We start from the raw sequence: 19,050 nt of genomic DNA on the forward strand, positions 1-19,050 counted from the left end.
TAATAAACCGTTTCAATCCAAGCGAAGTTTGCAGAACCAGTCAGCAAACTCGTTCGGCCTGTGGATAAAGCCGCCTACTGGAAGAACCTCGACACGTCATTCCAGGTCGAAAAGACCATCAGTGACAAGACCATAGCCATACCAATCCGAAACGCAATTTCCTGTGCAGCCGGTCCCACAGGCTTCCGGCGAACGGCTTCTATGGCGTAAAACATCAGATGACCACCGTCCAGAACCGGCACCGGCATGAGATTCAACAAGCCAATCGATACAGAGAGAACCGCAGCCAGTTGCAGCAGCGCAGCAACGCCTAGCGTGGCCATCTGCCCGGATGCCTGCGCGACCCGGATCGGCCCTCCAAGCTGGTCGGCCTTCATGCGTCCCATAACCAGATTGGAGAGATAATCGAATGTGCCGGTAACGATATGCCAGCTCTGTAAGGCGCCCTGCCCAATAGCTTCGACGGGTCCGTAGCGCTCAACGCGGAAATTTCCCTTTTCCTGATTGGTGACGATACCGATAATGCCCATTTCCATCTTATTGCCGAACTGATCGGTAATTTCCGTGCGCTGCGGCACCATCGGCAAGTCGATATCAGCTCCGCTGCGGCGCACAGTCACGACAATGGGCATCTCCGGCCGGACGCTGACGTAGCGACGAACATCGTCAAACGTCGAGACGCGCTCACCGTCCAGTTTCAACAGAAGATCCCCGGGAGTGACGCCTGCGGCAGCCGCAGCACTGTTCGGCTGGACCTCGGCCACGATGGGATCGGCGACCGACTTGCCATAGATGGAGAACATCACCGCGAAAATAGCGATAGCAAGGAGGAAATTGGCGATGGGGCCAGCCGCAACGGTTGCCGCCCGCTTCCAGAGGGCCGCAGCCAGAAAGGTGCGTTTGCGGTCGTCGTCTGAATAGGTGTCTAGCCGTCGGTAGTCCGGCGTGCTGGCCGCGTCTTCGTCACCGAAAAACTTGACGTAACCGCCAAGGGGAATGGCACTGAGCTTCCAGCGAGTCCCGTGCTTATCGGTAAAGCCAAGGATTTCCGGACCAAACCCAACCGAGAACGCCAGAATCTTGATACCGGACCAGCGGCCGACGAGGTAATGACCCATCTCATGCACAAACACTAGAAGTGTCAGCACGATCAAAAACGGGACTATGTACCCGGTAAACAGGCCCAAAAGCTGCAGCAGACTGTCCATGCATGTATCCAGATTTGTCGTTACAAACATCCTAGCACGATTATGGCCAAGCTGTTTATGTTTTCCACGCGGTTATGGGTTCAGCAACGTTGCTGCGATGGGAAGAGCGCCGCCATGGAAAATGTAATCCAGGACGCTGGCGACGAGAAAGGCAGCAAAACATGCAAACACCAGCCCGTCCACCCGATCCATGATGCCGCCGTGACCGGGAATCATATGTCCTGAGTCTTTGACGCTGAAACGTCTTTTGATAAACGATTCAAACAAATCCCCGATCTGGCTGAAGACCGAAAGCGACAGTGCCAGAATGACAATGGATATACCCAGGAATGGGTAGTTGAGCATGTAAACGCCGACACCGGCCAGCGTGCCAAAAAACGCGCCGCCGATAGCGCCAGACCATGTTTTTCCGGGCGAAATGCGCGGTGCCAACTTGGGACCACCCGCTGCACGACCTACAAAATAGGCCGATATGTCCGTTGTCCAGACAATCGCAAACACGAAGAGCATGGCTATCAGCCCAGCGGTATCGTCTCCGCGAATCGACGCCAGAGACAAAGCGCTAAAGCCAGCGTAGAAGATGCCCATCGGCAACCAGTAGCGTTGTTGCCGAACCTTCGCCCAGACCCACGCTGCTGCGGTAAAGATCACAAGTGCAGCGAACGCCCACAGAAATGCAAACACCGAGACGAGAAGGCAGATGACGAGCAGTGCTACCCAGCCATAGATCGCATTCGCCCGATCCTGTTTGACTGCTGTAATTGTGGACCACTCATAGAAAATCAACAGGCCGATCAGCGCGGAAAACACGGAAAAGAAGGTGCCGCCCAGCCATGTCAAGGTCAGTGTCAGGAATGCCATGACAACGCCGGAGAGGACGCGCAGCTGAAGCTCTGATTTCATACGGACCCGACCGCTCGTGTTGTTTCATCCACGCCGCCGAAGCGTCGATCCCGACAGGCATATGATTCCAGAGCCTTTAGAAAGGTCTCGCGGCTGAAGTCCGGCCAGAAGTCTGGCAGAAACATCAGTTCGGAATAAGCCGACTGCCAGAGCAGAAAGTTCGACAATCGCTCTTCCCCACTGGTCCGGATTACCAAATCCGGATCAGGAATGCCCTGCGTATCAAGGGTTGCGCTTAGATGCTCCGCTGTTATCTGATGCGGCGCAAGCAACCCGTTTGCAACATCGCTGGCCAAGCGCTGCACTGCGCGGGTTATCTCATCCCGTGAACCGTAGTTAAACGCAATAACCAGCGTGATACCGGTATTGCCGCGCGTTGTTTCTTCCGCTTCCAGCAGCAGCGGCAACAGATCGCTGCGCAACTGGACCTTGTCACCAATGATGCGGATACGCACATTTTCTTTATGAAGCTCGGCCAGATCACGCCGGATGAACATTTTCAGCAGGCCCATGAGGTCAGTCACCTCACTTTCGGGCCTGCGCCAGTTCTCCGATGAAAAAGCATAGAGCGTCAGATACTGGATACCCGCTGAGGCAGCCGTTCTGACGGTTTCGCGAACAGCCTCGACACCCTTGCGATGCCCCATGGTGCGCGGCAGGCCACGTGCCTTGGCCCAACGGCCGTTGCCATCCATGATGATGGCAACGTGTTGTGGAACCGGACCTGCCGTCAGATTTGTCATAGACACGCTCAAGTAGGGGACACGCTCAAAGGGGTTTAAAGGTCAGGCAGCTAGACCTGCATGATTTCTTTTTGCTTGTCGGCAAGCAAGCGGTCAACATCGGAAATCATCTCATCCGTCATCTTTTGAACTTTTTCAGACTGGCTTCGGCTGGTGTCCTGGCCAATCTTGCCGTCCTTCTCAGCCTTTTTCAGGTCTTCCATACCGTCACGGCGCACATGGCGGATGGCAACCTTGCTCTTCTCGGCGTAGTCATGCGCGACCTTTACCAGCGATTTGCGGCGCTCCTCGTTCAGTTCAGGAAGGGGAATGCGCAGATTCTGGCCGTCGATAATAGGGTTCAGACCGAGATTCGACTCACGGATTGCCCGCTCGACCGCGCCCACCATCGATTTGTCCCAAACCGACACGCCCAGCATGCGCGGTTCTGGAACCGTAATGTTGGCCACCTGATTGAGCGGTGTGCGCGCGCCATAGGCCTCCACCATGACAGGATCCAACACGTTGGCTGATGCGCGGCCGGTGCGTAGCGATGCAATATCGCTTTTGAACGCCGATACAGCTCCGTCCATCCGGCGTTTCAGATCATTCAGGTCGATACCTTCACTCATCATAGTACTCCGTTATAGCCACCGGCCAGGCCGGCTTTCATTCAATTGTCGGTTACAATGGTTGCCCGGCCGCCGCCGGTCAATATCTCCGTGAAACCATCTTTCTCATGGATTGAGAAGACGATGATCGGAATGGAGTTTTCACGTGCCAAGGCCACCGCCGCAACGTCCATGACGGCGAGGCCCTTATCAAGAACTTCGCTGTGGGTTAAGCGCTCGAAGCGCGTTGCCAGTGGATCAAGCTTCGGATCGGCTGAATAGATGCCGTCCACCTGCGTACCCTTGAAGATAGCCTCGGCGCCAATTTCGGCCGCACGTAGCGCGGCGGCAGAATCGGTCGTAAAGAACGGATTGCCGGTACCACCTGCAAAAATGACAACCCGGCCCTGCGCCATATGGTGCAAGGTCGCCCGTTGGGAAAAGCTCTCGCAGATCTCAGGCATGGCGATGGCCGACAAAACAACTGTGTCCACCCCAAGCTTGCGAAGCGAGGTTGCAAGTGCCAGCGCGTTGATGACGGTTGCCAGCATGCCCATATGGTCGCCAGTTACTCGGTCCCCACCCTTGGAGGCCACGGCAACACCACGGAAAATGTTGCCGCCGCCGACCACGACGCCGACATCAACATCCATGGCACGGGCGCGCGCAATATCACCCGCGATGCGATCCACGATGGTGACGTCAATTCCGAAGCCCTGCGTACCCATCAGTGCTTCGCCGGAGGCCTTCAACAGCACGCGTTTGTAGATTGGTCGGACCGACATGATGACTCCTGAAGCGGCGTAGATCGTAAAATTACTGGTGTGGCGCGGGCAGTGCGCGCAGGCGATCCATGCTGACATGATCTCCTAAGCGTTGCCGGATACACGAAGGGCACCGCGTTGTCACGCGATGCCCTGACATTTCCAAGCATTTCCTGGGAAAGCTGATGGCTGGTCGATTAGCCCTTGGCGACCGCTGCCACTTCAGCAGCAAAGTCGGACTCTTCCTTTTCAATGCCTTCGCCGAGAAGCAGACGCGCAATGCCGGTCACTTCAATCGGTGCACCAACGGTCTTTTCCGCTTCCTTGATGGCAGCAGCAACCGTTAGGTCAGGATTGATCACGAAGGCCTGCGACAGAAGTGCAACTTCTTCAAAGAACTTGCGCATACGTCCATCAACCATCTTTTCGATGATGGCATCCGGCTTGCCGGAAGCACGCGACTGCTCGATGAACACGTTGCGCTCACGCTCTGCAACGGCGGCATCGACGTCTTCGGAGCGAATAGCCAGCGGGTTGGTGGCAGCAATGTGCATGGCGATCTGACGACCGATTGCGTTCAACGCATCCTTATCGCCTGTGGACTGTAGGGCCACCAGAACACCAAGCTTGCCGAGACCATCAGCAACCGCATTGTGGACGTAGGTCGAAACAACGCCATCGGTAACCGAAAGCTGAACGGCGCGACGCAACGACATGTTTTCGCCGATTGTCGCAATCGCGTCCGTGATCGTTTCGGATACAGCCTTGCCTGTGGCAGGGTATGTTGCAGCGCCAATGGCGTCTACGGAGCCGTCAGTGTCGAGTGCAACTTTGGAAACGCCACGAACGATATCCTGGAACGCATCGTTGCGGGCAACGAAGTCGGTCTCGGAGTTGATTTCAACAACCACAGCCTTTGTGCCAGCGCTGGCAATGCCGATCAGGCCTTCAGCGGCGGTACGGCCGGACTTCTTATCAGCCTTTGCGATGCCCTTGGCGCGCAGCCAGTCAACGGCTGCTTCCATGTCGCCATTGGTTTCGCCAAGCGCCTTTTTGCAGTCCATCATGCCTGCGCCAGTCGTTTCGCGCAGTTCCTTCACCATTGCAGCGGTAATGCTCATCTTTGCCTCATATATCGTGTCGCGGGCCAGCCTACTCTTCACGGGAGCGGCGTCCGCTGGGTTTAAACAGGTTTACCCCGGACCATGACAGCGCTGTGACGCGCGCCGACCGGGAGTGACAAAATGCCAACCTGCCGGAATAGGAAAAGGCCGTTTACTCCAATTTGTCGCAAACGGCCTCGTCAACATATCGAATTGCTCCGAGCAAGCTCGTGAGCCAGGCCTTAAGCTGCTGGTGCTTCAGCTTCTTCGAGCGCAGGCTCGAAAGGAACTTCAGCAGACGCGCCGATATCGCGACCGGACGAACCCTGCTGACGAGCGATACCATCCAGTGCTGCACGCGAAATCAGGTCGCAGTACAGCGAGATAGCGCGGGATGCGTCATCGTTGCCGGGGATCGGGAAATCGATCTGGTCCGGATCGCAGTTAGAGTCGATGATGGCAACGACCGGAATGCCAAGACGCTTGGCTTCTTCGATTGCAATCGATTCCTTGTTTGTGTCGATGATGAACATCAGGTCAGGAACGCCGCCCATATCGCGGATACCGCCAAGTGCGCGGTTGAGCTTTTCACGCTCGCGCTCAAGGTTCAGGCGCTCTTTCTTGGTGAAGCCCTGTGCTTCCGAAGACAGAATTTCGTCCAGCTTGCGAAGACGCTGAATGGAGTTGGAAATTGTCTTCCAGTTCGTCATCATGCCGCCGAGCCAGCGCGCATTGACGTAGTACTGTGCGGAACGCTTTGCAGCGTCTGCAATGATTTCCGAAGCCTGACGCTTCGTGCCAACGAACAGGACGCGGCCGCCATTGGCAACAGTGTCGCTGACGATCTGCAGCGCGCGCGACAGAAGCGGCACGGTCTGAGCAAGATCGATGATGTGAACGTTGTTACGATCGCCGAAGATGTACGGTTTCATTTTCGGGTTCCAGCGGTGAGTCTGGTGACCGAAGTGAACACCAGCTTCCAACAGCTGGCGCATGCTAAAATCAGGCAATGCCATGCCTTTTCTCCTTTTCCGGTTGAACCTCCGCAAGGCAAACAGCACGATTCAAACCGTGCCACCGGCGGAACAATTCCGATTTCTCCCGGAATCATCCCAAAACCTTACGTGTGGAATGGGCCGCACATACGCGCAAAACCCTCGCAAATCAAGTCTGTACCCAAGCTTATTTGCAAGCCTGTTCCTTGAACAACTCCAGATTGGCAAGGTGGCCGGACAGCACAAAGTCGCCGTAGTCCATGGTCAGGTCACGTGTCACGCCATTCTCATAGAGCTTGAACGACATGCGATAGATCGGCAGGGCGTCGCTGGTGTTGTCATCGGTAAAGTAAGCAATGGTCACCGGCCAGTAGGACTGCGCGGACAGCGTGCCCGCCTTGTCGGCATCTGCGTCATTCTGTTTGGGCGTTTCGAGCTTGCCGAGCACCGTCGTCGTGTACATGGCCTTGTCGCCGGAATCGGAGCCATCGAACACCCGTGCCTCAAAGAAGGACTGGCCTTCCCGAGCTTTTTTGATGACATCCATCATGTGCTCTGTCGGAAACAAGCTCGGTGTCAGTTCCACCTTTTTCTTGGCTGGCTCGGTAATGTCTACGCTGATTGCGTTGGCCGCGCGATTGGCAGAGCCGCGCACTTCCTTGTCCAGCTTTTCATCGGTAAAAGAGCGGGTCAGGAACCTGAAGCTGCGCTTGCGCACATCCTCGAATGTCGTGGTCTGCTGATCCGTCAGCCGGGCCTCATCGCCGGTATCCACCTGTGTCACGAATCGAAAACTCACCGTGTAGCCCTCGCAGGCCGAGCCGTTGAACTCATAGACCATTCGTCCATACATGGAGGAGATCCCGGAACGCTCGGACGCGTCTTTCAGCTGCAAATCATAGACCGCGCGATGGGGTACGAGCGTTGCAGCGGCCGCGCCCGATGGCGCAACACCGGCAAGGCCCGCAAACAGACAAAAACCGGTGACAAAGGTTGAGCGAAACATGCGTTTCCTCCTGTTGGACTTCACCGCGATGATATAAGAACGAGATAGGGCGCAAGCGAGGCATTACAGCGCCGCACATCAAAGATGATGCGCAAAGGACGCTGTAACGTTATTATCTGCTGCATAATTTATCTTTGAATCGATTCCGATTAAAGAATTATGCAGCGGCGATCTGCTTGCATCATTCTGCGCCAAAAAACAATGTGAGTTGCTTGCATCTCTTTAAGTGACCCACATGTGAGCAAAGCCACCCAAGGAGCATACTGTGTCCGATATCGATAAGCGTATTCAGGAACTGAAGATCGTACTGCCGGAGGCCGCCTCGCCGGTTGCAAACTATGTGCCCTATGTCATCAGCGGCTCCATGCTGTATATCTCGGGCCAGCTGCCGCTGGATAATGGCCGTATTGGCGTTACCGGCCTTCTAGGCCGCGATGTGGACGTGGCCCACGGCCAGCGGGCGGCAGAGTTCTGCGCCATCAACATTCTTTCACAGGTGAAGGCAGCGCTTGGCGGCGACCTTTCGCGTATCAAGCGGCTGGTGAAAATTACCGGCTTTGTTGCCTCTGCGCCGGAGTTTTCCGAGCATCATCTCGTTATCAACGGAGCCTCCAACCTCCTTGTCAATATCCTTGGTGATGCGGGTATTCATGCACGGGCGGCGGTCGGCGTTGCCGGCCTGCCCTTCAACGCCGCTGTGGAAATCGATGCCATCGTGGAAATCGCCTGATGCATGATGCAGGCTTTCTGAAAGCGCAGCCGATAGCCCACCGTGGCTATCACGATATGAACAAGACCATTTGGGAAAACACGCTTTCGGCCGCCACCCGTGCCGTGGAGGCTGGTTTCGCCATAGAATGCGATGTGCAGTACAGCGCCGACAGCGTACCTGTCGTCTTCCACGATGATGACATGGAACGCCTATGCGGCGTGAAGGGCGATATCCGCGCCAAGACGGCGGGTGAACTCGGTCTGGTTCATGTAGGCGGAACCTCCGACAAGGTTCCCACACTGCGTCAGTTGCTGCGGCTGGTGAAGGGGCGCGTGCCGGTGATTGTGGAGCTCAAAGGCCGAGCAGGTGATGACGAAGGCTTTGCTGCCAGCGTACTGGAATCCATCGAGGATTATCGCGGTCCCATTGGCCTGATGAGTTTCGATCACTGGCTGCTGGCCGATCTCAAGGGAATGGCTCCACCCTGCCCCATTGGCCTGACCGCGGAAGGCAATACGGAGCAGGCTTTCAGCAGCCATGCCGAGGCTATGGCGCTGGGGCTTGATTTCGTTTCCTATCATTATGGGCATCTGCCCAATCCTTTTGTCACGCAGACCCGTGACAACGCAATTCCAGTCATTACATGGACGGTGCGTGACGAGGCGGCAATGGCCCACACCTTCAGGCACGCAGACCAGATGACGTTTGAAGGTTTCGACCCGAGGACGATTGCAACTGTGTGAACGGACTCGCCCATGAAGATTCGTATCGAAACCTCGTTCAAATCCATCGACCGCTTAGCATGGGCAACTCTGGCCGGGGCTGGCAAAGACCAGCCCGGCATCCCCTATAATCCCTTTGTTTCGCATGCGTATCTGTCATCCCTGGAGGAGTCCCGGTCGGCCACCGCAAAAACCGGCTGGCTCGGCCAGCATCTTTTGCTGGAGGATGACGATGGGCGGCTACTCGGCGCGGTGCCCTGCTACCTCAAGAACCACAGCCAAGGTGAATACGTGTTCGACCATGCCTGGGCAGACGCCTTTGAGCGTGCAGGCGGCGACTATTACCCGAAACTGCAATGCTCGGTACCCTTCACGCCGGCGACCGGACCGCGACTTCTCTACGCCCTTGGAGAGGACTCAGACAGGGTGCGCAGCATTCTGGCAACCGGCTTGAAAGAGATGGCTGGCCAGAACGATATTTCATCGGCGCATGTCACGTTCGTTCCGAGAGACGAAATAAGAGGGCTTGAAGGCGAAGGCTTTCTGCATCGCACGGACCAGCAGTTTCATTTCATCAATGACAACTACACATCCCACGATGATTTTCTGGAGACGCTTGCGTCGCGAAAACGCAAGGCACTGAAGAAAGAACGGCGCGCTGCGCTGGAAAACGGCATCAGCATTGAATGGCTGACCGGCAACGACCTGACGGAAAACATCTGGGATCAGTTCTTTGCGTTTTACACCGATACCGGCAACCGCAAATGGGGCCGGCCTTACCTCACGCGGGCTTTCTATACGCTGATTGGTGAGCGCATGGTCGACGATATTCTGTTGGTCATGGCAAAGCGCGAAGGGCGCTATATCGCAGGCGCCATCAATTTCATTGGATCGGACGCACTTTACGGTCGCCACTGGGGTGCCATTGAGGATCATCCGTTCCTGCATTTCGAAGTTTGCTACCATCAGGCGATCGACTTCGCGATTGCAAACAAACTGGCGCGTGTCGAAGCCGGCGCTCAAGGTGAGCATAAGCTGGCGCGAGGATATCTGCCGGTTACCACCCATTCGGCCCATTACATCACTCACCCCGGACTGGCGCGGGCCATCAGGGATTACCTGTCGCGTGAGCGGGCCGAAGTAGAACAGATTTCTGAAATACTGACGGAGCACAGCCCTTTCCGAAAAGGCGAGCGGCAACAGGACGATTAAGGAGACTTCATGACAACGTATGACGACACCAATATTTTTGCAAAAATCCTGCGTGGCGAAATTTCCTCCTATACGGTTTACGAGGACGATGTCGCGATAGCCTTTATGGATGTCATGCCGCAGGCACCCGGCCATGTTCTGGTGGTTCCCAAGGCGCCTTCGCGCAACCTGCTGGATGCCGACCCCCATGTGCTGGCGTTATTAATTCCTGTCGTGCAGAAAATCGCCAATGCTGCCAAGACCGCCTTTGAAGCGGACGGCATTACCGTCATGCAGTTCAACGAGGCGGCTGGTGGCCAGTCGGTTTTCCACCTGCATTTCCACGTCATACCGCGCCATGAAGGCGTGGAACTCAACCGCCATTCCGGTCGCATGGAGGACAAGGATGTGCTGGCAACCCATGCGCAACAGTTGAAGGGCGTGCTGGGTAACTGATCGAATAGATTTTAGAGCGCAATTCGATCTGATTGAATCAGATCGGCGCTCTAACCCCTTTGTTTGTAAGCATAATCTTATCGATCCTCGTTTCACTCCGGTCGGATTATGCTCAAAAAAATGCCGGGCGATTGGCCCGGCATTTTTATTGCTTACTTTTTGCGAGGCACCTTGGGCACAGCGCTCTTGCGCGGTGCATCAGAATTGCTATCCGGTTCACCTTCGGCACTCGGTTCCGTCAGCTCGGCAGAGACCGTTTCTGCCTCAAGTGCCTTCTTCGGCTTTGAAGCTTTGCGGGCTGGCCGCACCACTTCTGCCTTTGGACGAATAGGTGCGGTTTCGGCAATAGATTCCAGGATCAGACCCCGGCTTCCATCTTCCTTTTCGCCAATCGTCACCTTGACGACGCCACCCTTCTTCAGCTTGCCAAACAAGATTTCATCGGCCAATGGCTTCTTGATGTTTTCCTGAATGACCCGCGACAACGGACGAGCACCCATCTTTTCGTCATAGCCCTTATCGGACAACCAAGCGATGGCATCCTCGTGCAGGTCGAATGTCACGTTGCGTTCGGCCAACTGGCTTTCAAGCTGCATGACGAACTTCTGCACCACCTTGTGGATCACCGGTGTCGGCAGCGAGCCGAACGGGATGACGGCATCCAGACGGTTGCGGAACTCAGGTGTGAACAGGCGGTTCAACGCCTCCACATCCTCACCCTCACGCTTGGAAGACCCGAAGCCGATGGCTGCCCGTGCCATATCGGCAGCGCCCGCATTGGTCGTCATGATCAGAATGACGTTGCGGAAATCGATCTTCTTGCCGTTATGGTCCGTTAGCGAGCCGTGATCCATGACCTGCAACAGAATGTTGAACAGGTCCGGATGGGCCTTTTCGATTTCGTCGAGCAGCAATACGCAATGCGGATGCTGATCCACGCCATCGGTCAACAGACCACCCTGATCGAAGCCGACATAGCCGGGAGGTGCACCGAGCAGACGCGAAACCGTGTGCCGCTCCATATACTCCGACATGTCGAAGCGCAGCAGTTCCACACCCAACGATGCCGCCAGTTGCTTGGCCACTTCGGTCTTGCCGACGCCGGTCGGGCCGGAGAAGACATAGGAGCCGATGGGCTTGTTCGGCTCACGCAGACCGGCGCGCGCCAACTTGATAGCCGACGACAGGGCTTCAATCGCCAGATCCTGACCGTACACGACCGAGCGCAGTTCCTGCTCAAGATTGGCAAGCACCGTCTCGTCATCCTTCGATACGGTTTTTGCAGGGATACGAGCCATCGTCGCGATGGTCGCTTCAATTTCCCGCTCCGTAATCAGCTTGCGACGCTTGCCGGCAGGCAGAAGCATTTGTGCAGCACCCGTTTCATCCAGCACGTCGATAGCCTTGTCCGGCAGCTTGCGATCATTGATGTACCGAGCCGAAAGTTCCACAGCCGACTTGATGGCTTCGTTGGAATATTTCAGCTTGTGGTACTCTTCAAAGTAGGGCCGCAGACCCTTGATGATCTCGATGGCGTCATCCACTGTCGGCTCCGCCACATCGATCTTCTGGAAGCGACGCACAAGAGCGCGGTCCTTCTCAAAAAACTGACGGTATTCCTTGTAAGTGGTTGATCCAATGCAACGAATTTGTCCTGAAGACAGCGCAGGCTTCAACAGGTTGGAGGCGTCCATCGCCCCACCCGATGTGGCACCGGCACCGATGACGGTATGAATTTCATCGATGAACAACACCGCGCCCGGATACTCTTCCAGTTCCTTCACGACCTGTTTCAAACGCTCTTCAAAATCACCACGGTAGCGCGTGCCCGCAAGCAGCGTTCCCATGTCGAGAGAAAAGATCGTTGCATCCTGAAGGGCTTCCGGCACCTTCTTCTCAACGATGCGCTTTGCCAGACCTTCGGCAATCGCCGTTTTGCCCACGCCGGGATCGCCCACATAGAGCGGATTGTTCTTGGAGCGGCGGCATAGAATCTGAATGGTCCGGTTCACTTCGGCGTGGCGTCCGATCAGCGGATCAATCCTTCCGACTTTCGCCTTCTCGTTCAGGTTCACGCAATAGGCCGTGAGCGCATCCTGCTTCTTGGCAGGACCGTCCTCGGCATCGCGCGCGCCGCTTGCCTTCGGCTCGGCATCACTGTCCTCCGCGCCACGCACAGGCCGCGATTCAGACGCACCCGGACGCTTGCCAATTCCATGGGAGATGAAATTAACCGCATCGTAGCGCGTCATTTCCTGCTCTTGCAGGAAGTAGGCGGCGTGGCTTTCGCGCTCGGCAAAGATAGCGACCAGCACATTGGCACCGGTCACTTCTTCGCGACCGGAGGACTGGACGTGGATCACAGCCCGCTGAATGACACGCTGAAAGCTTGCCGTGGGCTTGGAGTCCTCGTCATATCCGGTAACCAGATTGGCGAGATCGTTATCCACGTAATCGGACACGACTTTGCGCAGCGCTTCGAAGTTGACGTTGCAAGCGCCCATGACTGCCGCGGCGTCTGCATCATCGATCAACGCCAGCAGCAGATGCTCCAGCGTTGCAAATTCGTGATGGCGCTCATTGGCCAAAGTCAGAGCCTGATGAAGCGCCTTTTCAAGACTGGTTGAAAATGTTGGCACGTTCGTTCCTCATTTCTTTTCCATGACACACTGCAATGGATGCTGATGCTGGCGGGCAAAATCCATCACCTGTGCCACTTTCGTTTCGGCAACCTCGTATGTGAACACACCGCATTCGCCCACGCCGTGGTTATGAACATGAAGCATGATCCGGGTTGCCGCTTCACGATCCTTCTGGAAAAAACGCTCCAGTATATGAATCACGAATTCCATCGGCGTGTAGTCGTCGTTTAAAATCAGAACGCGGTAGAGGCTCGGCTTTTTCGTCTTCGGCTTTGTCCGGGTGATTACGGAGGTGCCGCGATTGGCATTGCCGCCGTTCTTGTCATCACCCTCGCTCATCTGGACCGGCAGTGCGATCATTCTCTGTCATTCCCTGTTTGCTACCCTGTAAAATCAGGGACACCGTAGCGAGTGTGCCGCGTACATGGTGCATAATCTAGTTATTCTTTTCCCGATTTTAAGTGCCGGGGTTCACCTCTTCAACATTATCCTCTGTCCGTGCCAAGTGTGATGCACATCCCGTTGCGCCGCAAGTCTCGTGAAAAAACAAAACCGGCCACGCACATCGCAGCCGGTCAGGCAGTTCCCGAATCTGAGGTTCAGATATGGCTAGCGACAGTGCTGGCTCACAGGTCGATATCCAGAATAGCCATGGAGAAATTGAAGGACAGCTCACCATCTTCCTCATCACGGAAGATCACGCCCAAGAACTCATCGCCTAAGTAAACTTCAGCCGACTCATCCTTCTTCGGGCGGGCCTTGATGACGATCGCCTGATTGAACGTGCGCTTGAAATACGCTTCGAGTTTCTTGATATCTTCCGGCTTCACGCTCGTCTCCGTATTTTTGTATATGGGATGCTGCTTTTGGCACGGCTGGGGAAGATGTGTAAACCCCGCTCCGTGTCTCCCGCGCAGTTGCCCCAGTGAATTTCAGCGATTCCGAAATCAAATATCGAAATTGGCAACCACCTGATCCATGGCGCGCGAGGGCTCGGAGCATCCGGCCTCACCCACTACGCGCGCAGGAACACCGGCCACCGTTTTGTTGTGCGGCACTTCTTTCAACACAACCGAGCCGGCTGCAATGCGTGAGCAGTACCCGATACGGATATTGCCCAGAATTTTAGCGCCAGCGCCGATCAGCACACCGTTATCGATCTTGGGATGCCGGTCGCTGCCTTCCTTGCCGGTTCCACCCAGCGTAACCCCATGCAGAATGGATACATTGTCCCCGATGACCGCGGTTTCGCCGACCACGAGACCGGTTGCGTGGTCCAGAAACACCCCCTTGCCGATACGGGCACCGGGATTGATATCCGTCTGGAAGATGCTGGACGACCTGCTTTGCAAGTACAATGCAAAGTCACGACGACCGCGATTGCGCAGCCAGTGCGCCAAGCGATGAGTCTGAATTGCGTGGAACCCCTTGAAGTACAATAGCGGCTCGATAAATCGGGTGCACGCGGGGTCGCGATCATAGAAAGCTTGCAGGTCTACCCGAAGAACCGTGCTCCATTCCGGCCAGTCTTCCAGCATTTCCTCAAATGTCTGGCGCAGCAGATTGGCTTGCAGGTCCGGGTGGTCGAGCCGCTCACAGATGCGATGGATAACGCTGTCTTCCAGTGAGTGGTGATTGATGATCGTAGAGTAGATGAACGCCGCCAGCAGGGGATCCTGTTCGGAAGCAATCCGCGCTTCCTGCCGCATGGTATCCCAGATGGGGTCCATGACGGCAAGCGCGTCGGTCTGGCGTAATTCTGGTGTGGCGACCATTGCCGCTCTCCCCGTTTTAACAACGTCTTTCAAGATTGGATCGGAATATAGGACAGATTTGCGCTGACACCAACCGGCGCAGTTCACTGTGCTCGAAAATACTTAAGGCGTAGGAGCCTCCGCCAGAAACTCCAGCACAGCCTGTTTGAACACTTTGTCACCCACCGCAAGCATATGGTCCCGGTTGGGTATATCGAGCGCAGTCGCGTGCGGCATAAGGGCTGCCAGTCCTTGGGGTGAACCAGCCAGATCATCTTTCGTGCCAACCGCAATCAGCGTGGGCGCGAAGATATGCGCTGCCTGCTCACGGGAAATCGAATCACGAGACGTTCTGATACAGGCCGCCAGCGCGATACGGTCGCTTTTGGTCTGGTCGGCAAACGCGCGGAACATGCGTCCCCGGTCATGCGTCACATCGGCAAGAGATGAAGCAAGGAGCGCGTCGGCAATCGGGTCCCAGTCACCCACGCCATCGACCATTCCAAGGCCCAGCCCGCCGAACACCAGAGACGATACACGCGCCGGACTTTGCACAGCCGCAAAAGCGGCAATCCGCGCACCCATGGAATATCCGAGGATATGGGCTCCGGCGAGATCAAGATGATCAAGCAGTGCCAGCGCATCGGAAGCCATGGCGCTGCAATGGTAGAAGGATGCATCATGCGGCTTGTCACTGTCGCCATGTCCGCGATTGTCGATGGCAATGACCCGATACCCGGCATCAACCAGGGTTTTCAGCCAACCCGTATAGACCCAGTTGACGCTGGCACTGGACGCAAAGCCGTGAATGAGCAGGATTGGCACACCGTCGGGTGGCCCCTCATCGAAGAAAGCGAACTCCAACCCATCATGGGTAAAACGCGAAAAGTTCGGAGTGTTCAGATTCATCGGGAAACGTCTCTTGCTCGGCAGGTGCGGTGCACCAATGACCTAGAATGCAAATGCTGAAAAGTCAAAAAGACCGGCGGAGGCCACAGATTTGCCGCTACACATTTGCGTTCAACCCCATTATGGTCCGCGCAAACAAGCCTTCTTTCGGAGACCGACATGGCCGGACATACAATTCCACACTTTCAAAATGATGGTGGCCATCGCGCCATTGAAATCGGCGTCAAGGAATTCATGTGCGTCGGCGCCAATGTTCCTTTCGACCACCCTCACGTCTTTCTGGACATGGGCGACGACAATGAAAAGGTCTGCCCTTACTGTTCCACGCTCTATCGCTATAATCACGACCTGAAAGAAACGCAGACAGTTCCGGCTGGCTGCACATTCGCCGTTCACGCCTGATCGCCGCGCCGTGCCCGTCAGAACCGTTGCAATTGTTGGAGCGGGCATTGCCGGTCTGACCGCTGCCCTCGCCTTCGCGCGCAAAGGTGTGGCGGTGGACATGATCGAGAAGGCGCCGGCGCTGGAAGAGGTGGGTGCCGGACTACAGAGCTTTCCCAATGCGTCTGCCGTTCTGGACAAGCTCGGGGTTCTGCCCGCGTTGGAAAAGCTGTGGTTTGAGCCGGACCGCATATTGTTAGTCTCCGGCTCTTCGCTGAAACCCGTGAGCTCCGTGCCTTCGGGCACTTTCGCACGTCAGCGCTGGCATATGCCGCACGGTGTTTTGCACAGGGCGACCCTTCAATCCACACTGCTGGCCGCCGTTCAGGCCAACCCTTTATGCCGCCTGTATCTCGGCCAGCAACTGGACGCAGCGTCTGAAGCCGACATCGTTGCCGTGACCGGGCGCGTGCCCGACCTCGTGGTGGGGGCCGATGGTGTGTGGTCAGCCCTACGCCGCACTGTACCCGGAGCCAAAGCGCCGCGTTTTTCTGGCAATATGGCAATTCGCTTTGTGCTGGATAGCGCGACGGGCGCGACAGTATTTGATCCGACATGTGTGACTGCGCTTCTTGGCGCCAAGACCCATATCGTCGCCTATCCCTTGCGCGAGATGAATGCGTTCAATCTTGTTGCCATTCTGCAAGGCGGCGGTGACGCTCGGAGCTGGTTCCGGTCCATGAGCGCGTGGGATCTCACAGCGGCCTTGGCTGCCTTTTCCAATTGGAATCCGGCCATTCAGCATCTGCTGGCGACCGCACCCAATCCCACATCCTGGCCCTTGTTTCAGGTTGCGGACGGTCCGTGGCATGTGGGGTCGTCCACCGTTTTGATCGGTGATGCCGCCCATGCGATGACACCGTTCGCAGCGCAAGGCGCGGCGATGGCAATCGAGGATGCCTTTGAACTTGCAGCCTTTGCGACAGGCACCGGGCCGCTTGCCCCGGCCTTGGCTGCCTTCGAACAGCATCGTCGCGCACGTATCGCCAAGGTTCGCGCGCGTGGTGCGTTCAACCGTTTCGCCTATCATGCCCGAGGGCCCGTGCGTGTGGCCCGCGATATCGTCCTGTCCATGCGCCCACCAGAAACGCTGGCGAGCGATCTGGACTGGCTCTACGGTTATCGTGCGCTGGATGAAGCGCCAGTCAGCACTCCACGACATTAACGGCCAAGCCGCCTGTTGACGTTTCCTTATACTTTTCGTTCATATCCATGCCAGTTTGCCGCATGGTTTCAATGCAGGCATCGAGCGGCACAAAGTGCTGCCCGTCGCCTTTAACGGCCAGAGACGCAGCCGTGACAGCTTTGACAGCGCCCAGCGCATTGCGCTCAATGCAGGGAACCTGCACCAATCCGCCAACCGGATCACACGTCATGCCCAGATGATGCTCCAGCGCAATTTCCGCTGCATTTTCGATCTGCTCCGGGCTGCCGCCCATAACGGCCGCAAGACCGGCAGCGGCCATGGCAGCGGCAGAGCCCACCTCGCCCTGACAGCCGACCTCCGCGCCGGAAATCGAAGCATTGAACTTGATAATGCCGCCGATAGCGGCAGCCGTCAGCAGATAGTTTCGGATGTCGTTCTGGTCTGCATCCAGATAGAAGTGCAGGTAATAACGCAGCGTGGCGGGAACCACTCCGGCTGCGCCATTGGTTGGGGAGGTCACGACCCGTCCACCCGCCGCATTCTCCTCGTTCACCGCCATTGCGTAGACGCTCAGCCAGTCATTGGCGAGAACCGGATTGATCCGGTTGGAGCGCCACTCCTCCTGCAATTTATCGTGGATCATCCGCGCACGGCGGCGCACTTTCAGCCCACCGGGCATAATGCCGTCCTGTGTGAGGCCGCGATCGATACAGGTAGACATAGCAGACCAGATACGGTCCAGCCCTGCATCGAGCTCCGCCGATGTCATACAGCATTCTTCATTGGCGCGCTTCATCTGCGCAATCGTCAAGCCGGAGCGCTCGGCCATGTCGAGCATCTGTTTGGCAGTCGCAAAGGGATATGGCACGGTTACGCCATTGGGTTTGCTCTTGCTTGCCCGCATCGCGTCCAGTTCGGTATCGGTGACCACAAACCCGCCGCCGATAGAGTAATAGATGCGCTTCAGCAGAAGCCGTCCGCTCCGGTCAAATGCGCAGAAGGTCATGCCATTGGCATGTCCCGGCAAAGGTATCTTCCGGTCAAAAATTAGATCATCCGCAGGCTGAAACGCGTATGGTGGATGCCCGGGCGGTGTTACCGTACCCTGCGTTTCCACTTGCTTGATGATGGCGTCCATATGGTCGGGGTCCACCGTATGGGGTTGCTCGCCCATCAGTCCCAATACCACGGCACGGCCAGAGCCATGGCCGATACCGGTATAAGCGAGCGACCCATGGAGGCTGACCTTAATGCCAGCGACCATAGCGCCCGTTGGCCGTGGCCAGTCGTTCGACAGGATCAGATCCAGAAACCGGTTTGCTGCCGACATCGGCCCCATTGTGTGGGAGCTCGAGGGACCGATACCAATCTTGAAAACATCGAAAACAGAAAGGAACATGCTGGCTCCATATGACGCATAACGGCGGTAAGTAACCGGCCGTTGCAGGTTCAAGCCTAGCACGAGTCCAGTGGATGATGCGATAAAGCGCCGACATTCGCAGCATCAGGCGCGACATGGCCGGTAACGGTGACGGTCGGGACCTAAATGCCGCCGAAAAGATAGGCCAGAACAACAAGCGCGATGAATCCAGCAACGACACGCAGCGTCAAGCCCCAGCAGGATCTCTCAATCATCTCGTCCATGGTCACTCCAGCAGTCTTACTTCAGCATTTCACGCTTTATTACATAGTGAAATTCATGCACTGCGGCAAGCACGAAAAATGGCTAAATTGTGTCTTCGTTGACACGAAACTGTCACTCAG

General features: G+C 56.4%; 20 protein-coding genes. 6 read left to right on the forward strand and 14 right to left on the reverse strand.

The window, feature by feature from the left end; all coding sequences use genetic code 11:
* Positions 1–74: 74 nt before the first annotated feature.
* The 8 genes from rseP to IFT84_RS14755 form a co-directional block, all read right to left on the reverse strand.
* Positions 75–1,208: an RIP metalloprotease RseP gene (gene rseP / locus IFT84_RS14720; RefSeq protein ID WP_192120671.1), complete on the reverse strand. Its 1,134-nt coding sequence runs from the start codon at positions 1,206–1,208 to the stop codon at positions 75–77.
* Between the two features lie 72 nt (positions 1,209–1,280).
* Complete coding sequence (locus IFT84_RS14725; RefSeq protein WP_192120673.1) at positions 1,281–2,111, reverse strand: phosphatidate cytidylyltransferase; 831 nt, start codon at positions 2,109–2,111, stop codon at positions 1,281–1,283.
* On the reverse strand, positions 2,108–2,854 hold the full coding sequence (locus tag IFT84_RS14730; protein ID WP_192120675.1) for an isoprenyl transferase: 747 nt from the start codon (positions 2,852–2,854) through the stop codon (positions 2,108–2,110). Before IFT84_RS14730 ends, IFT84_RS14725 begins: the two co-directional genes overlap by 4 nt.
* A gap of 50 nt (positions 2,855–2,904) precedes the next feature.
* Positions 2,905–3,465 (reverse strand): ribosome recycling factor, encoded by a 561-nt coding sequence (frr, locus tag IFT84_RS14735; protein ID WP_192120677.1) that lies wholly within the window; start codon positions 3,463–3,465, stop codon positions 2,905–2,907.
* 41 nt (positions 3,466–3,506) lie between these two features.
* Positions 3,507–4,229, reverse strand: coding sequence for a UMP kinase (pyrH, locus tag IFT84_RS14740; RefSeq protein ID WP_192120679.1), 723 nt, complete (start codon positions 4,227–4,229; stop codon positions 3,507–3,509).
* Between the two features lie 176 nt (positions 4,230–4,405).
* On the reverse strand, positions 4,406–5,329 hold the full coding sequence (gene tsf, locus IFT84_RS14745) for a translation elongation factor Ts (protein WP_192120681.1): 924 nt from the start codon (positions 5,327–5,329) through the stop codon (positions 4,406–4,408).
* Positions 5,330–5,553: 224 nt separating this feature from the next.
* Positions 5,554–6,327: a 30S ribosomal protein S2 gene (gene rpsB, locus IFT84_RS14750; protein WP_192120683.1), complete on the reverse strand. Its 774-nt coding sequence runs from the start codon at positions 6,325–6,327 to the stop codon at positions 5,554–5,556.
* 166 nt (positions 6,328–6,493) lie between these two features.
* A complete protein-coding gene (locus IFT84_RS14755) occupies positions 6,494–7,312 on the reverse strand; it encodes a cell envelope integrity EipB family protein (protein ID WP_192120685.1) in 819 nt (272 codons plus the stop codon).
* A gap of 265 nt (positions 7,313–7,577) precedes the next feature.
* On the opposite strand from IFT84_RS14755, the gene IFT84_RS14760 reads away from it, so the two are divergent.
* From IFT84_RS14760 to IFT84_RS14775, 4 genes are read left to right on the forward strand one after another with little or no spacing between them, the layout of a single operon-like run.
* Entirely contained in the window at positions 7,578–8,042 is a 465-nt protein-coding gene (locus IFT84_RS14760) for an Atu1372/SO_1960 family protein (protein ID WP_192120687.1), read from the forward strand.
* On the forward strand, positions 8,042–8,767 hold the full coding sequence (locus IFT84_RS14765) for a glycerophosphodiester phosphodiesterase (protein WP_192120689.1): 726 nt from the start codon (positions 8,042–8,044) through the stop codon (positions 8,765–8,767). Before IFT84_RS14760 ends, IFT84_RS14765 begins: the two co-directional genes overlap by 1 nt.
* A 12-nt stretch (positions 8,768–8,779) precedes the next feature.
* On the forward strand, positions 8,780–9,958 hold the full coding sequence (locus IFT84_RS14770) for a GNAT family N-acetyltransferase (protein WP_192120691.1): 1,179 nt from the start codon (positions 8,780–8,782) through the stop codon (positions 9,956–9,958).
* A gap of 9 nt (positions 9,959–9,967) precedes the next feature.
* The gene (locus IFT84_RS14775) at positions 9,968–10,393 is read left to right on the forward strand and encodes an HIT family protein (protein ID WP_192120693.1); all 426 of its coding nucleotides are present in this window, start codon (positions 9,968–9,970) and stop codon (positions 10,391–10,393) included.
* A gap of 152 nt (positions 10,394–10,545) precedes the next feature.
* On the opposite strand, the gene clpA is transcribed toward IFT84_RS14775, so the two are convergent.
* From clpA to IFT84_RS14800, 5 genes are all read right to left on the reverse strand, one after another.
* Positions 10,546–13,032, reverse strand: a complete 2,487-nt coding sequence (gene clpA, locus IFT84_RS14780) for an ATP-dependent Clp protease ATP-binding subunit ClpA (RefSeq protein ID WP_192120695.1) — start codon at positions 13,030–13,032, stop codon at positions 10,546–10,548.
* Positions 13,033–13,041: 9 nt separating this feature from the next.
* Positions 13,042–13,395 (reverse strand): ATP-dependent Clp protease adapter ClpS, encoded by a 354-nt coding sequence (gene clpS, locus IFT84_RS14785; protein WP_192120697.1) that lies wholly within the window; start codon positions 13,393–13,395, stop codon positions 13,042–13,044.
* Between the two features lie 266 nt (positions 13,396–13,661).
* A complete protein-coding gene (locus tag IFT84_RS14790) occupies positions 13,662–13,865 on the reverse strand; it encodes a DUF3126 family protein (protein ID WP_192120699.1) in 204 nt (67 codons plus the stop codon).
* Between the two features lie 117 nt (positions 13,866–13,982).
* Positions 13,983–14,810, reverse strand: a complete 828-nt coding sequence (gene cysE / locus IFT84_RS14795) for a serine O-acetyltransferase (RefSeq protein WP_192120701.1) — start codon at positions 14,808–14,810, stop codon at positions 13,983–13,985.
* Between the two features lie 102 nt (positions 14,811–14,912).
* The gene (locus IFT84_RS14800; protein ID WP_192120703.1) at positions 14,913–15,698 is read right to left on the reverse strand and encodes an alpha/beta fold hydrolase; all 786 of its coding nucleotides are present in this window, start codon (positions 15,696–15,698) and stop codon (positions 14,913–14,915) included.
* Between the two features lie 159 nt (positions 15,699–15,857).
* Here IFT84_RS14800 and IFT84_RS14805 point away from each other — a divergent pair, with 159 nt between their 5' ends.
* A complete protein-coding gene (locus IFT84_RS14805) occupies positions 15,858–16,100 on the forward strand; it encodes a zinc-finger domain-containing protein (protein WP_192120705.1) in 243 nt (80 codons plus the stop codon).
* Between the two features lie 10 nt (positions 16,101–16,110).
* Positions 16,111–17,304: an FAD-dependent monooxygenase gene (locus IFT84_RS14810; protein WP_192120708.1), complete on the forward strand. Its 1,194-nt coding sequence runs from the start codon at positions 16,111–16,113 to the stop codon at positions 17,302–17,304.
* Here IFT84_RS14810 and IFT84_RS14815 read toward each other — a convergent pair.
* Positions 17,285–18,685: an L-serine ammonia-lyase gene (locus tag IFT84_RS14815; protein WP_192120710.1), complete on the reverse strand. Its 1,401-nt coding sequence runs from the start codon at positions 18,683–18,685 to the stop codon at positions 17,285–17,287. The two genes, IFT84_RS14810 and IFT84_RS14815, sit on opposite strands and share 20 nt — an antisense overlap.
* Positions 18,686–19,050: the final 365 nt, after the last annotated feature.

Source organism: Rhizobium sp. CFBP 8762 (assembly GCF_014841565.1).
In the GTDB taxonomy this organism is placed as follows: Bacteria; Pseudomonadota; Alphaproteobacteria; order Rhizobiales; family Rhizobiaceae; genus CFBP-8762.

What these genes read in the sequence shown, in the direction of transcription:
- rseP (WP_192120671.1), bottom strand. Translation starts at nt 1,208, where the DNA reads ATGGACAGTCTGCTGCAGCTTTTGGGCCTGTTTACCGGGTACATAGTC.
- IFT84_RS14725 (WP_192120673.1), bottom strand. Translation starts at nt 2,111, where the DNA reads ATGAAATCAGAGCTTCAGCTGCGCGTCCTCTCCGGCGTTGTCATGGCA.
- IFT84_RS14730 (WP_192120675.1), bottom strand. Translation starts at nt 2,854, where the DNA reads ATGACAAATCTGACGGCAGGTCCGGTTCCACAACACGTTGCCATCATC.
- frr (WP_192120677.1), bottom strand. Translation starts at nt 3,465, where the DNA reads ATGAGTGAAGGTATCGACCTGAATGATCTGAAACGCCGGATGGACGGA.
- pyrH (WP_192120679.1), bottom strand. Translation starts at nt 4,229, where the DNA reads ATGTCGGTCCGACCAATCTACAAACGCGTGCTGTTGAAGGCCTCCGGC.
- tsf (WP_192120681.1), bottom strand. Translation starts at nt 5,329, where the DNA reads ATGAGCATTACCGCTGCAATGGTGAAGGAACTGCGCGAAACGACTGGC.
- rpsB (WP_192120683.1), bottom strand. Translation starts at nt 6,327, where the DNA reads ATGGCATTGCCTGATTTTAGCATGCGCCAGCTGTTGGAAGCTGGTGTT.
- IFT84_RS14755 (WP_192120685.1), bottom strand. Translation starts at nt 7,312, where the DNA reads ATGTTTCGCTCAACCTTTGTCACCGGTTTTTGTCTGTTTGCGGGCCTT.
- IFT84_RS14765 (WP_192120689.1), top strand. Translation starts at nt 8,042, where the DNA reads ATGCATGATGCAGGCTTTCTGAAAGCGCAGCCGATAGCCCACCGTGGC.
- IFT84_RS14770 (WP_192120691.1), top strand. Translation starts at nt 8,780, where the DNA reads ATGAAGATTCGTATCGAAACCTCGTTCAAATCCATCGACCGCTTAGCA.
- IFT84_RS14775 (WP_192120693.1), top strand. Translation starts at nt 9,968, where the DNA reads ATGACAACGTATGACGACACCAATATTTTTGCAAAAATCCTGCGTGGC.
- clpS (WP_192120697.1), bottom strand. Translation starts at nt 13,395, where the DNA reads ATGATCGCACTGCCGGTCCAGATGAGCGAGGGTGATGACAAGAACGGC.
- cysE (WP_192120701.1), bottom strand. Translation starts at nt 14,810, where the DNA reads ATGGTCGCCACACCAGAATTACGCCAGACCGACGCGCTTGCCGTCATG.
- IFT84_RS14800 (WP_192120703.1), bottom strand. Translation starts at nt 15,698, where the DNA reads ATGAATCTGAACACTCCGAACTTTTCGCGTTTTACCCATGATGGGTTG.
- IFT84_RS14805 (WP_192120705.1), top strand. Translation starts at nt 15,858, where the DNA reads ATGGCCGGACATACAATTCCACACTTTCAAAATGATGGTGGCCATCGC.
- IFT84_RS14815 (WP_192120710.1), bottom strand. Translation starts at nt 18,685, where the DNA reads ATGTTCCTTTCTGTTTTCGATGTTTTCAAGATTGGTATCGGTCCCTCG.